The organism is Streptococcus sp. SN3 (assembly GCF_030439905.1).
Window position 1 is genome coordinate 110,704 of the sequence record NZ_JAQFJF010000002.1, and the last position, 11,975, is coordinate 122,678.

At 45.3% G+C, this 11,975-nt stretch carries 15 protein-coding genes; 3 read left to right on the forward strand and 12 right to left on the reverse strand.

Annotation, left to right across the window (positions count from 1 at the left end; translation table 11 throughout):
- Positions 1–3 precede the first annotated feature (3 nt).
- From PCY71_RS04470 to PCY71_RS04510, 10 genes are all read right to left on the reverse strand, one after another.
- On the reverse strand, positions 4–435 hold the full coding sequence (locus PCY71_RS04470) for an arginine repressor (protein WP_002910300.1): 432 nt from the start codon (positions 433–435) through the stop codon (positions 4–6).
- Positions 428–1,243, reverse strand: a complete 816-nt coding sequence (locus PCY71_RS04475) for a TlyA family RNA methyltransferase (protein ID WP_002910302.1) — start codon at positions 1,241–1,243, stop codon at positions 428–430. The genes PCY71_RS04470 and PCY71_RS04475 overlap by 8 nt, the downstream gene beginning before the upstream one ends.
- Positions 1,236–2,111, reverse strand: a complete 876-nt coding sequence (locus tag PCY71_RS04480) for a polyprenyl synthetase family protein (protein WP_048772708.1) — start codon at positions 2,109–2,111, stop codon at positions 1,236–1,238. Before PCY71_RS04480 ends, PCY71_RS04475 begins: the two co-directional genes overlap by 8 nt.
- On the reverse strand, positions 2,108–2,320 hold the full coding sequence (locus PCY71_RS04485; protein ID WP_002896137.1) for an exodeoxyribonuclease VII small subunit: 213 nt from the start codon (positions 2,318–2,320) through the stop codon (positions 2,108–2,110). The genes PCY71_RS04480 and PCY71_RS04485 overlap by 4 nt, the downstream gene beginning before the upstream one ends.
- Positions 2,298–3,638: an exodeoxyribonuclease VII large subunit gene (gene xseA, locus PCY71_RS04490; RefSeq protein WP_048772706.1), complete on the reverse strand. Its 1,341-nt coding sequence runs from the start codon at positions 3,636–3,638 to the stop codon at positions 2,298–2,300. The genes PCY71_RS04485 and xseA overlap by 23 nt, the downstream gene beginning before the upstream one ends.
- Positions 3,583–3,819, reverse strand: a complete 237-nt coding sequence (locus PCY71_RS14955; RefSeq protein ID WP_002919435.1) for a hypothetical protein — start codon at positions 3,817–3,819, stop codon at positions 3,583–3,585. The genes xseA and PCY71_RS14955 overlap by 56 nt, the downstream gene beginning before the upstream one ends.
- Entirely contained in the window at positions 3,795–4,637 is an 843-nt protein-coding gene (locus PCY71_RS04495; protein WP_301412462.1) for an NAD(P)H-hydrate dehydratase, read from the reverse strand. Before PCY71_RS04495 ends, PCY71_RS14955 begins: the two co-directional genes overlap by 25 nt.
- A gap of 94 nt (positions 4,638–4,731) precedes the next feature.
- The gene (locus PCY71_RS04500; protein WP_301412463.1) at positions 4,732–5,505 is read right to left on the reverse strand and encodes an HAD hydrolase family protein; all 774 of its coding nucleotides are present in this window, start codon (positions 5,503–5,505) and stop codon (positions 4,732–4,734) included.
- Entirely contained in the window at positions 5,502–6,356 is an 855-nt protein-coding gene (locus tag PCY71_RS04505; RefSeq protein ID WP_223314663.1) for a bifunctional methylenetetrahydrofolate dehydrogenase/methenyltetrahydrofolate cyclohydrolase, read from the reverse strand. Before PCY71_RS04505 ends, PCY71_RS04500 begins: the two co-directional genes overlap by 4 nt.
- 189 nt (positions 6,357–6,545) lie before the next feature.
- Positions 6,546–6,776 (reverse strand): DUF1797 family protein, encoded by a 231-nt coding sequence (locus tag PCY71_RS04510; RefSeq protein ID WP_002896146.1) that lies wholly within the window; start codon positions 6,774–6,776, stop codon positions 6,546–6,548.
- 249 nt (positions 6,777–7,025) lie between these two features.
- On the opposite strand from PCY71_RS04510, the gene PCY71_RS04515 reads away from it, so the two are divergent.
- A complete protein-coding gene (locus PCY71_RS04515; protein WP_048772698.1) occupies positions 7,026–9,296 on the forward strand; it encodes an ATP-dependent Clp protease ATP-binding subunit in 2,271 nt (756 codons plus the stop codon).
- A gap of 48 nt (positions 9,297–9,344) precedes the next feature.
- Here PCY71_RS04515 and PCY71_RS04520 read toward each other — a convergent pair whose 3' ends face one another.
- Together PCY71_RS04520 and PCY71_RS04525 are read right to left on the reverse strand one after the other, a co-directional pair.
- Positions 9,345–9,959 (reverse strand): GyrI-like domain-containing protein, encoded by a 615-nt coding sequence (locus PCY71_RS04520; protein WP_048772696.1) that lies wholly within the window; start codon positions 9,957–9,959, stop codon positions 9,345–9,347.
- A 59-nt stretch (positions 9,960–10,018) separates the two neighbouring features.
- Positions 10,019–10,918 (reverse strand): YafY family protein, encoded by a 900-nt coding sequence (locus PCY71_RS04525; protein ID WP_048772693.1) that lies wholly within the window; start codon positions 10,916–10,918, stop codon positions 10,019–10,021.
- A 224-nt stretch (positions 10,919–11,142) separates the two neighbouring features.
- Here PCY71_RS04525 and PCY71_RS04530 point away from each other — a divergent pair, with 224 nt between their 5' ends.
- Together PCY71_RS04530 and PCY71_RS04535 are read left to right on the forward strand one after the other, a co-directional pair.
- The gene (locus PCY71_RS04530; protein WP_002904052.1) at positions 11,143–11,592 is read left to right on the forward strand and encodes an NUDIX hydrolase; all 450 of its coding nucleotides are present in this window, start codon (positions 11,143–11,145) and stop codon (positions 11,590–11,592) included.
- 67 nt (positions 11,593–11,659) lie between these two features.
- Entirely contained in the window at positions 11,660–11,962 is a 303-nt protein-coding gene (locus PCY71_RS04535; RefSeq protein ID WP_002898025.1) for a DUF1827 family protein, read from the forward strand.
- The last annotated feature ends 13 nt before the right edge of the window (positions 11,963–11,975 follow it).

Here is an 11,975-nt window from a genome sequence, read left to right on the forward strand (position 1 = left end):
TTCCTACCAATGGTGAATGATGGTTGCAATCCTTGCAGCTGCTTCCTCTGTCATCATAACCATCAAAATGCTGTCGTTGTCTGCCAAGATACTGAAAATATCCTCAGCAAATTCATTTCTAAGATGACGCTTGACCAGTGCTGTGCTCCCCGGTACCAGGCCGAGATTGATCATATTTCCCAAAACCTGACAGGACAGGATGTTATTTTCGGCCAAGCCCAGACTGCTGGTCATGGTCTTAGGCAGCTCGTAGATATAGGTGTTATCCTTGAGCGGTATCTTGACAATGCCCAGCTCTTTGATATCCCTAGAGACCGTAGCCTGCGTCGCTGTAATCCCAGACTCCCTGAGATGTTCTACAATTTCCTCCTGTGTGCCAATGTCATAGTCACTGACAAACCGTCTAATCTTTTCTAATCTATCCTTCTTATTCATCCTTAAATTCCTTGTGTGCTGCCTCTACGACAGCTGTCATCATAGCTGAATCAAGAGGTTGCGGCTCTGTGCTCTTTTCTAAATAGGCCAGAAATTCTACATTGCCCTGACCGCCCTGAATAGGCGAAAAATCCAGTCCCCTGACAGAAAAGCCAGCTTCTATCATAAATGCTGTGACCTTATCCAGAACTGCCAGATGGACCTTTTTATCCTTGACAATCCCTTTTTTACCAATCTGCTCGCGGCCTGCTTCAAACTGGGGCTTGATTAAGGCAACAACTTGCCCATCCTGAGCCAAAATCTCATGCAGAGCTGGCAAAATCAAACTCAGCGATATAAAGCTGACGTCAATACAGGCAAAGCTAGGCTCCTGTTCAAAGTCAGTCCTTTGGGCATAGCGAAAATTGAACTGCTCCATGCTGACAACCCGCTCATCCTGTCTGAGCTTCCAAGCCAGCTGATTAGTACCGACATCTACTGCATAGACCAGCTTAGCTCCGTGCTGCAGCATGACATCTGTAAAACCGCCAGTCGAAGCTCCGATATCCAAGGTCACTCGGTCAGTGACCGAAATATCAAACACTTGCAAAGCCTTTTCTAGCTTGAGGCCGCCTCGGCTGACATATCTGAGTTTCTCGCCTTTTAAGCGCAGCTCTGTGACTGCGTCAATCTTTTCACCAGGCTTGTCAAAGCGCTGGCCATTGGCTGCAGCAATAACCAGTCCAGCCATTACACCACGCTTAGCCTGCTCTCTGGTCTCAAAGAGCCCTTGTCTGTAGGCCAGCACATCTACTCTTTCCTTAGCCATTCAATCTCAAACTTTCTATTATCTTTTGAATTTCTTCGCTTGAAAACTCTGTCTTTTCTTCCAAGTCTTTCAGAATATCCACAGCTTCATCAAGGGTCTGATTGAAAAAGTTCTTAGCTCCATCCAGTCCCAGAAAGGCTGGATAAGTCGACTTGTCCGCAGCTAAATCTTTCTGCGGGGTTTTGCCCAGCTCTTCAAAGCTGGCCGTCACATCCAAAATATCATCCCGCACTTGAAAGGCCAAGCCCAAGAGCCCTCCAATCCTACGAAGCTTGTCTTGAACAGACTGCTGAGCCTGAACAATCAAACCAGCTGCGACAAAAGGATAGGTCAGTAGCTTACCAGTCTTATTGGCATGGATGGTTTTTAAGTCTTCTAAACTAATTGCTTGGCCTTCGCCTTGCATGTCCAGAACTTGTCCTGCGACCATACCAAAGCTCCCTGCTGCCAGAGACAACTCAGAAATCAAGTCCACCTTGACCTGACTAGGCAGCTCGGCCCTTGCCAATAGTCCATAGGGGTCCAAAAAGAGAGAATCACCTGCCAAAATAGCCATATCCTCTCCAAACTTCTTATGGCTAGTCAGGCGGCCGCGACGATAGTCGTCATCATCCATAGCTGGCAAATCATCATGGATAAGGCTGCCAGTATGAATCATCTCAAGAGCCGCCGCGACCTGATAGTGAGCCTCAGCCAGCTCAAGACCAAAAGCTTGAATCAATTCCAATAGCAGTAAGGGACGAATCCGCTTGCCGCCTGCCTGCACCGAGTACAAAATAACTTCTGATAAATCCGACGACACTTGCTGAGACCTATAAAAATCTTCAATCGTCAGACCAATTTTTTCCAGTTTCTCGTTTCTTGTCATTCCATTTCCGTTTCTGTGCCGTCTGCCTGCATGACCTTAACCAAGGTCTTTTCAGCCTTGTCCAGACTAGCCTGAAGTTCTTTTGAAAGCTTCATTCCCTTTTGAAATTCCGCAATTGCCTCTTCCAGCGCTACGTCACCATTTTCCAGCTTTTGAACAATGACTTCCAAGTCTGCTAAATTTTCTTCAAATTTCTTTTCTTTGGACATGTTTTACCTCTACTTCCAGCTGCCCATCCCGCATAAGCAGGGTCAGCTCATCTTTTTCTTCAATGCCAGCACTTGACTCGACAACCTTTTGATTCTTTTGGACAATAGCATAGCCACGCGCCACGATTCGACTGGTATCCAGCATAAGCAAGGCCTCGGACAATCTCCTGACTTGAGCCACCTTGTTATCATAAATGACCGCCATATTGCTGCGCAGCAAACGCTCCAACTGGGCAGTCTGCTCCTGAAAACGCTGAACGCGACTGAGTGGATTCAATGCTTCCAAACGATGCTGCAAGATTTTGACCCGCTGTTGCTCTTCACTATAATATTCGCGAATTTTTTGCTTTAGTCGCAGGTTGAGCTGATCCAACTTCTGCAGATGGCCATCGTAAAGCCGCTCTGGCTGTCGGAAGATAACAGACTGGGTTAGCTTATTCAATCGCTCTCGATAATTGCTCAGGCGATTGGAAATCGCTCGAGACATGCGGTTTTCCTGCTGCTGCAAATGTCCCAGCAGGTCTAGCTTGGTGACCGATGTTGCTAGCTCAGCCGCAGCCGTCGGAGTCGCAGCTCTGCGATCTGCTACAAAGTCCGCCAAAGTCGTATCGGTCTCATGGCCGACACTAGAAATAATAGGAATCCGAGACTCAAAAATAGCCCGAACTGTTTCCTCTTCGTTGAAAGCCCAGAGATCTTCGATAGAACCACCGCCTCGACCAATAATCAGCACATCCAAATCGGACCGCTCATTGGCCAGTCTGATGTGGTCAGCAACCTGAGCTGCAGCCCCATCTCCCTGCACTTTTGTCGGATAAAGGACAATCTCCACTCCCGGAAAGCGACGGCTGACCGTCGTGATAATATCCCGAATGACCGCTCCGCTGGGACTGGTTACGACGCCGATTTTCTTAGGAAATTGGGGCAAGGCCTGCTTGAATTTCTCTTGAAAAAGCCCTTCTGCGCCCAGTTTTTTCTTGAGCTGTTCAAACTGGATAGCCAAGGCACCGATACCATCCGGCTCTGCCTTTTCAATGATAATAGAATAGGAACCGCTCGGCTCATATAGCTGCACCCGACCAATGACATTGATTTTCATGCCTTCTTCCAGCTCAAAGCCCAACTTCTGGTAGACACCAGACCAAATCGTGACCTGAATGACAGCCTTCTCATCCTTTAATGAGAAATACTGATGATTAGGACGCCGGCGGAAATTGGACACCTGACCAGTCAGATAGACCCGCTCCAAATAAGGATCCCGCTCAAACTTCATCTTCAGATACTTGGTCAAGGTCGAAACCGACAAATACTCTGGCATGTCCTTTTCCTTTCTTTTCTAGTTTTTCCGTAACCTTTATTATAACAAAAAACTGCATAAAAAACCGATTACAAAGTCTAAAAATCCCCTGAAAAGCTAGAAAAAAACTGGGCTTCCACAAAAGAAACCCAGCTGACTTAAAACCTAAGAAAAAGTCTACTGACTCATCTCCTTCATCCACCTTGGAATAGCTCTGCTGATTGCCGTTGGTAGGACGACATAAGCTTCCTGACCCAATTTATCTGCGATAAGGGAATGAAGAAGGGTTGCAGCCGCCACTCGCTCAAAGAGACTGCTTAACTTGAACTGTCCAGCAAAAGCAGCAATCATACCAGCCAGCGTATCCCCCATGCCGCCAGTTGCCTGATAAGGTCCGCCTACTGTCAGCTCAAAGACCTGCTCTTGTCCGCTTTGATAGATGGTCGTTCCATGCTTTTTCTGCACGACAATACTGCCTAGAGGCAGCTGATTGACCGCCGCCTGATTGGCTGCTGCTGTCTGATCTGACAAGCTCAAACCCGATAAACCTTCCCACTCCTTCTGGTGAGGGGTAAAAATTGTCTGTGCTTTTGGAAATGGCAAAGCTGCTTTGCTAAAGAGAGAAATGGCTCCGCCATCCATGATGAGTATCTGCTGTTCTGCCACAGTCTGGACTACCTTTTGTAGGATATCTAGACCTAGTTGATTCTCTGCTAGACCCGGACCAATCAAGACTAGATCTGATTTAGCCAGCTGCTCTGTCAATCGGTCTTGCTCCTCTAGGTCAAAGGCCATAGCCTCCGGTAAATGACTGTGCAGAGGGGCGATATTTTCTCTATCTGTAGCAACAGTCACCAGACCGGCCCCACTATTGACTGCTGCCAAAGCTGCCATGATAATGGCGCCCCCATAAGGATAGGTCCCCCCAATCAATAAGAGACGGCCGTAATCGCCCTTGTGGCTATCCAAGGGGCGTTCCCTAATGACTCTTTTTAAAATATTTTCAGCATTTTTTACCATGATATTCTCCTAGATCAACTTCATCCTGCACTTCAAACCTATCTTCATTATACACCAAAAGGCACCTAAACAGGTGCCTCGTATCGCAAGAAAGTTATTTTCTTCGGAAATCTGCAAATTTTTGTAAGATTCTTGCTGCGACTGCCTTGGGTAAATTTTCCTGAAAGGCGACCTGCTCATCCGCATAATCGCTCAAGCCTGGGAAATCACCAACCTGCACAGCATAGAAAGAATTCTTAAAGAGTTGGATATCATTTTGATCATTACCAAAAGCCACATAATCCGAACCGCAGAGTTCCTTTACAGTTGAAGCTTTATTGGTTTCAGCCGGATTGACATAAAAACATTTCTCATGTTCATGATAGTCTAGACTTAGATTAGGCAAGTTTTTAAAACGAGCTTGTAAATCTTCTAAAAGTTTCTCATGATTCCCCATGTAAATAACAAGCTTAATAGGGTGCTGGAGATCAGTCAGTTCCAGCCGTCTTGCCCGCTTGAGAGGATCTACACTGGCAATAAAAGGAATTTTTTCTAAAATCTGGCCGCTGTAGTCAAAAGTATTATCAACGAAAAAAGGCAAATTATAGGTCAAACAAGTATCTAGAATGGCTTGATAACTTGACTGATGCAGCTGACGCTCAAACATCAGCTGTCCCTTCTGATAAGCCACTCCGCCGTTCAGGCCAATCACTATCTGCTGGCTCAATTCTGGACCTAATAGTCCCAGACAATCTCGATAGGAGCGCGCCGAAGCAAACAGAACTTCATGATCAAACTGAGGAGCCGTCAGCAGAACCTGCTTAATCTCCTCATCAATCGTCATATAATCAAAGGACAAGGTCCCATCCAAATCAAAAACAAATTTCATGATTCAAGACTCCGTTTAAAGGCTTGGTAAGTCTGCTCCATCAGCATGGTAATGGTCATAGGCCCAACACCTCCAGGTACAGGGGTAATTAGACTGGCAAGTTCAGACACTTCATCAAATTGAACATCGCCAATCAGCTTGCCATTTTCATCTCGGTTCATACCGACATCAATGACAACAGCCCCTTCCTTGACAAAGTCCTTGGTCACAAAATGTCCACGTCCGATAGCGACCACCAAAATATCTGCCCGCTTAGCAGTCTTGGCTAGATTGTGGGTCCGCGAATGTGTTAGAGTAACCGTCGCATTCTTAGCCAAAAGCAGCTGAGCCATGGGCTTACCAACAATATTACTCCGCCCGATGACGACCGCTCGCTTGCCTTCCAGTTCAACGCCATATTCATGGAACATTGCCATAATGCCCGCAGGAGTAGCCGGAATCATAACCGGATGGCCGCTCCATAGCTTGCCCATATTAAGGGGATGAAAGCCATCAACATCCTTGTCTGGATCAATGGCTAGAAGCACAGCTTCATCATCGATATGGTCAGGCAAGGGCAGCTGGACTAAAATGCCATGCCAGTCAGGATTTTGATTATAAGTTTCAATCAAGCTCAAGAGCTCTTCCTGGCTGGTCTCTTCTGGCAGACGTTCTACCTTACTCCGAAATCCTGCAGCCAAGGCTGATCGCTCTTTGTTACGGACGTAGATTTGACTGGCTGGATTATTTCCCACCACAATCACTACCAAGCCCGGAACCTGACCTGTCTTTTCTTTGAGGCGAGCCGTTTTTTCAGCTAATTTTTTCTGAAGCTTCTCTGCCAAACCTCTACCATCAATAATCTGCGCCATGTCATTCTCATTTCTTTTTCATTATCTTTTTCATTATACCAAAAAAATCTGTGCCCAGCCTATAACTTTTTCTTATACAAGGTTATAAGACGAGGATTCGTTGGCAGCTAGTGGTAAAATTTTCAGACCTACTAAATCTTTTTCAAAATAAGATAAAAAGGGTAAAAATAAAAAGCAGCTAAGTGCTTTTTAGTAGAGTAATTCATAAATTTCCATTGCAATCAAATCGATGCTGTCGAAAGTATAGGTCTCACGCGCTGCAACATCACGCAAGGTGAAGACAGAGCCGTTTTCTTCGTCGTAACTGTAAGCTACTTCTGCTACAACCACTCCTTCACGCTCAAAATTACGTTTTAAATTTCCGCCATCCTTAGCCATAGCTTCTAAGCGGTTAATAATTCTAACTAAATGTGATTCCATTTTGTTTCTCCTATTTACTTAGTTCCCTCTTATTTTACCATAAATAGCGACTGAAATACCACTAAAAGCCAATTTTTTGCAATTTTTCAAGAATTTGTTTTCATTCTGCTCGGTCTAAGGGCGGATTTTGTAGTAAATTCTTGCAAAGTTCAAGAATACTGATATAATGAAACTATAAAACTTTGACTATTTTTGACCTTTAATCATTTCTATAAATAGCTTGCACACTAAAAGAAAAGAGGTATCTGCATGCTTTGTCAAAATTGTAAAATAAATGAATCCACAATTCACCTTTATACCAACGTAAATGGTCATAAACAACAGGTGGATTTGTGCCAAAACTGCTACCAAATCATGAAAACAGACCCCGAACATTCCTTGTTCGGCGGAATTGCTAATGCCAACAATCACGGAACAGATCCTATCGATGACTTCTTCAATAGCCTCAGCAATTTTCAACAGCCTCAGGAACCAACTACTCCTCCTACCCAATCTGGCGGAGCCTATGGAGGCGGTGGCGGCTACGGTTCCAATCCTAGCAAGGGTGGTCAGCCTCAGCCAAGTCCGCAAAAGCCAAAAGGCCTGCTGGAAGAGTTTGGTATCAACGTGACTGAGTTGGCTCGCCGAGGCGAGATTGATCCTGTAATTGGCCGTGATGAAGAAATCGTCCGTGTCATTGAAATCCTCAACCGCCGCACCAAAAACAATCCTGTTCTCATAGGAGAGCCAGGAGTCGGAAAAACAGCCGTGGTGGAAGGCCTGGCCCAGAAAATTGTTGATGGTGATGTGCCTCATAAACTCCAAGGCAAGGAAGTTATCCGCCTAGACGTTGTCAGTTTAGTACAGGGAACTGGTATCCGTGGCCAATTTGAGGAGAGAATGCAGAAGCTTATAGATGAGATTCGTTCTCGCCAGGATGTCATTCTCTTTATTGATGAAATCCATGAAATTGTCGGAGCAGGCTCTGCTGGCGATGGCAATATGGACGCTGGGAACATCCTCAAACCAGCTCTGGCTCGCGGAGAACTCCAGATGGTCGGAGCGACCACCCTAAACGAATATCGTATCATCGAGAAGGATGCTGCACTGGAGCGCCGTATGCAGCCCGTTAAGGTAGACGAGCCGACGGTAGAGGAAACGATTACCATCCTCAAAGGAATTCAGAAAAAATACGAAGACTACCATCACGTCAAGTACACAGATGCGGCCATTGAAGCTGCTGCCCTTCTCTCCAACCGCTACATCCAAGACCGCTTCCTGCCAGACAAGGCTATTGACCTCTTGGATGAGGCTGGATCTAAGATGAATCTGACCCTCAACTTCGTTGATCCCAAGGTCATTGACCAACGTCTGATTGAGGCCGAAAACCTCAAGGCTCAGGCGACTCGTGACGAAGATTTCGAGAAAGCGGCTTACTTCCGTGACCAGATTGCCAAGTACAAGGAACTCCAGCAGACAAGTGTGCTAGATAAGGATACTCCGATTATCAGCGAGAAAACGATTGAGCACATCGTAGAGCAAAAGACCAATATCCCAGTTGGCGACCTCAAAGAAAAGGAACAGTCTCAGCTGGTCAATCTCGCCAGCGACCTAAAGGCCCATGTCATTGGCCAAGACGATGCTGTGGATAAGATTGCCAAGGCCATCCGTCGCAACCGGGTCGGACTGGGAAGTCCTAATCGCCCAATCGGCAGCTTCCTCTTTGTCGGACCAACTGGCGTCGGTAAGACTGAGCTGTCTAAGCAACTAGCCATTGAGCTCTTTGGCTCGGCTGACAGCATGATTCGCTTTGACATGAGTGAATACATGGAAAAACACAGCGTGGCCAAGCTGGTCGGTGCCCCTCCGGGCTATGTCGGCTATGATGAAGCTGGCCAATTGACTGAGCGCGTCCGCCGCAATCCATACTCACTCATTCTGCTGGATGAGGTGGAAAAAGCACATCCTGATGTTATGCACATGTTCCTGCAGGTTCTAGATGATGGCCGCCTGACCGATGGTCAAGGCCGGACTGTCAGCTTCAAGGACACCATTATCATCATGACATCCAATGCCGGAACTGGCAAAGCTGAAGCCAGCGTTGGCTTTGGGGCAGCGCGTGAAGGCCGCACCAACTCCGTCTTAGGTGAATTGGGCAACTTCTTCAGTCCTGAGTTTATGAACCGCTTTGACGGCATTATCGAATTCCAGGCGCTCAGCAAGGACAATCTGCTGCAAATCGTCAACCTTATGCTGGACGATGTCAATCAACGTTTGGCAACCAACGACATTCATCTGGATGTTACGGAGAAGGTCAAGGAAAAATTGGTTGATTTGGGCTACGATCCGAAAATGGGCGCTCGCCCACTGCGCCGCACCATTCAGGACCATATCGAAGATGCTATTACTGACTTCTATCTGGAAAATCCAAGCGAAAAAGAGCTCAAAGCTATCATGACTAGCAATGGCAAGATTCTCATCAAGTCAGCAAAGAAAACTGAAAGCACAGAGTCCGTTAATTCATCTCAAGAAGAAAAATGAATTTCGACAAAATAGAGCAGAAAACAGTTAGTTTTCTGCTCTATTTCTTTATTGATTTTTCTGAACCTTGTAGCGCAGAATTGTTTTCAGCTTGCTAGGGTCTGTCCGATTCAGATTATTAAGATAGATTTCCCTATGAGTATTTGAAATCCGTGTCAGCTGGTGACTCTGGCAAAAGGCATCCATTTTAGCGAAGGATTGAGGTTCTTCGTCAAAAGGACCCAGATGCAGCATGGCGACACACTCTCCTTCCGTCATTTCTTCAAAACGAATCTCGTCATAGAGAGGATTAGGCTTTTTGACACGGATCTGCTCCAGAGCCTTTTTCACCATCTCTCCAGTGATAAAGTCCGGCTGGCCAATCATAATAGTATAAATCAATTCTTCTTTAATGAGTTCTCCTGCTTGCTCTTGCTGCCAAAGTCCTTCCAAGGGATAGACTGTAAAATCAGTAAATTCTTGCTCGGCTGCTGTCTTTTTGTAGTTCATCTTGATAGCATAGGCTAAACTGTACAGAGCACCAACTCGTTCCGAAAAGTCGGCAGCATTAGGATCGCCCTTGCCGTCAATCATGATAAAAGACTGGGCAGGAACATCTATGAGACAGGGTGCAGACTTGATTTGATAGAATTCTCGATCGGCTTTTCTCCATTCATATTTCATGAGAGAGCCCTCCTTTCTTTACTACAAACAGTATAGCAAAGAAAAGCTGACAACCTCTGTCAGCTTTTATAAATATCGGCAATAGCTTTTAACTTTTCTTTGAATTCTTCCCGTAACCGAGACGGCTCCATGATTTCAACTCCATCCAAAAAGGATAGCAAGTAGGTATAAAGACTATCGTGACTCGGCAAATGCGTTTGGACATAAAGGCTCCCATCAGTCTCCTCTATCTCTGCTTCTGAAAACTCCTCGTACACCCGAAAGGCATGCTTCCGGTCAAATTTCAAGAGGACTTTTACAGTATCTCCTAGCCACTCCTCGGGGCTAAATTTCTCATCCAAGACTCTCTGCTTAAATCGTTCCTCTAACATCTGACAGTCTCTCATTCTGCTGAGTTTAAAAAAGCGCGGGGCTTGTCTTAAACGACAAAAGCCAGCAACATACCAGTTTTGGCTTTTAAATACTAACTTCAGCGCCTCTAGCTTGCGCTGCCCTCTTTCTCCACACCCATTCAAGTAAGAAAAAGACAAGACTCTTCTTTGCAAGATTGCTTGCTTAATGGTATCAAACAGTTCTTTCTGATCTGCTTTTTTGCGCCAGTCAGTGAAATCCACCTCCAGCCATGAAGTTGCCTGAACTTGAAACAATGACTGCAACTTAGACAGGGTCTCTACTTGCTCGCCATCTGTTAAAATCTGCAAGCCTTGAAGAGCAGCTAATAGTTCATCCCTCTCAGACTCTGAAAATAAGGCCTTGTCTAAGACAAAATCCTTCATCAGAAAAATACCCCCGCCCTTGCCTGGGCTGCAATAGATAGGGATTCCTGCCAAACTCAGCTTGTCCACATCTCGATAGATGGTCCGAATGGATACTTCAAATAGTGAGGCCAATTCGGGAGCTGTTGTGCGGCCCTGCTCTAAAAGAAGATATAAGATTTTAAAAAGCCTGCTTTCTGTCATAAAACCACCTCGCTACTATTATAACAATTCTAGCTAGGAATGTTTGACTATTCCCATAAAGAATAGATTTTTAAAAATTCAAAGGAAGGAATTTATTATTTTAAGGGGATTTCTTTCAAGGACTATCATTCTTTTTCTGTCCAATAAACCGAGTAAATTCTTGACAGCTGGTCCTTAGTCCATTATGATAGATAGTAAACTGACTAGAGATTGAGGATATTAGAATGACAAATCCAACCTTTGGTGAAAAGGAAGCAAATGTAGAATATGTGACCCGTTACGGAGTCTATGCCGTTATCCCAGACGAGAAGAAAGAAAAGATTATTTTGGTTCAGGCGCCTAACGGGGCTTGGTTTCTGCCCGGTGGAGAGATTGAAGAGGGGGAAAACCATCAGACTGCCCTTGAACGCGAGCTGATGGAAGAACTTGGGTTCACAGCCCAGCTTGGACGCTATCTTGGACAAGCTGATGAATATTTTTACTCCCGCCATCGCGACACCTATTTTTACAACCCGGCCTACCTGTATGAGGTCACCTCTTTCCAAGAAGTCCAAAAACCGCTGGAAGATTTCAACCAGCTTGCCTGGTTCCCAGTCGAAGAAGCTATTGAAACACTCAAACGCGGCAGCCATAAATGGGGTATCCAAGCCTGGAAAAATACACTTAAAGCTTAAAGAAATCATTCACAATTCATAGCAAACATGTTATAATAATAGCAGGTATAAAGCAGGAGGAAATCGTATGAAGCTTATTAATACAACAAACAGTCATGCTGACCTTGTCAAAAGCCAATTGGAAAGCACCGATGCGATATTAGTCGAAGTTTATTCTGCTGGAAACAGCGATGTTGTTTTTACACAAGCTCCTCTTCACTATGAAATCTTGATTTCAAACATGCACCGTGCTGTACGCGAACAGGAAATCGAAAAAATCAGAGAATTTTTCTTGAAGAGAAAAATTGATGCAAATACTATTGATAGAGCTGCTATCCGCACGATTTACGCTAATAATCTAATCGAAATTTCTATTCCTGTTAAACAGTAAAACTAAGGCCAGA

Bases quoted from the DNA above. Each gene is read 5' to 3' on its own strand.
- PCY71_RS04470 (WP_002910300.1), bottom strand. From the start codon at position 435: ATGAATAAGAAGGATAGATTAGAAAAGATTAGACGGTTTGTCAGTGAC.
- PCY71_RS04475 (WP_002910302.1), bottom strand. From the start codon at position 1,243: ATGGCTAAGGAAAGAGTAGATGTGCTGGCCTACAGACAAGGGCTCTTT.
- PCY71_RS04480 (WP_048772708.1), bottom strand. From the start codon at position 2,111: ATGACAAGAAACGAGAAACTGGAAAAAATTGGTCTGACGATTGAAGAT.
- PCY71_RS04485 (WP_002896137.1), bottom strand. From the start codon at position 2,320: ATGTCCAAAGAAAAGAAATTTGAAGAAAATTTAGCAGACTTGGAAGTC.
- xseA (WP_048772706.1), bottom strand. From the start codon at position 3,638: ATGCCAGAGTATTTGTCGGTTTCGACCTTGACCAAGTATCTGAAGATG.
- PCY71_RS04495 (WP_301412462.1), bottom strand. From the start codon at position 4,637: ATGGTAAAAAATGCTGAAAATATTTTAAAAAGAGTCATTAGGGAACGC.
- PCY71_RS04500 (WP_301412463.1), bottom strand. From the start codon at position 5,505: ATGAAATTTGTTTTTGATTTGGATGGGACCTTGTCCTTTGATTATATG.
- PCY71_RS04505 (WP_223314663.1), bottom strand. From the start codon at position 6,356: ATGGCGCAGATTATTGATGGTAGAGGTTTGGCAGAGAAGCTTCAGAAA.
- PCY71_RS04510 (WP_002896146.1), bottom strand. From the start codon at position 6,776: ATGGAATCACATTTAGTTAGAATTATTAACCGCTTAGAAGCTATGGCT.
- PCY71_RS04515 (WP_048772698.1), top strand. From the start codon at position 7,026: ATGCTTTGTCAAAATTGTAAAATAAATGAATCCACAATTCACCTTTAT.
- PCY71_RS04520 (WP_048772696.1), bottom strand. From the start codon at position 9,959: ATGAAATATGAATGGAGAAAAGCCGATCGAGAATTCTATCAAATCAAG.
- PCY71_RS04525 (WP_048772693.1), bottom strand. From the start codon at position 10,918: ATGACAGAAAGCAGGCTTTTTAAAATCTTATATCTTCTTTTAGAGCAG.
- PCY71_RS04530 (WP_002904052.1), top strand. From the start codon at position 11,143: ATGACAAATCCAACCTTTGGTGAAAAGGAAGCAAATGTAGAATATGTG.
- PCY71_RS04535 (WP_002898025.1), top strand. From the start codon at position 11,660: ATGAAGCTTATTAATACAACAAACAGTCATGCTGACCTTGTCAAAAGC.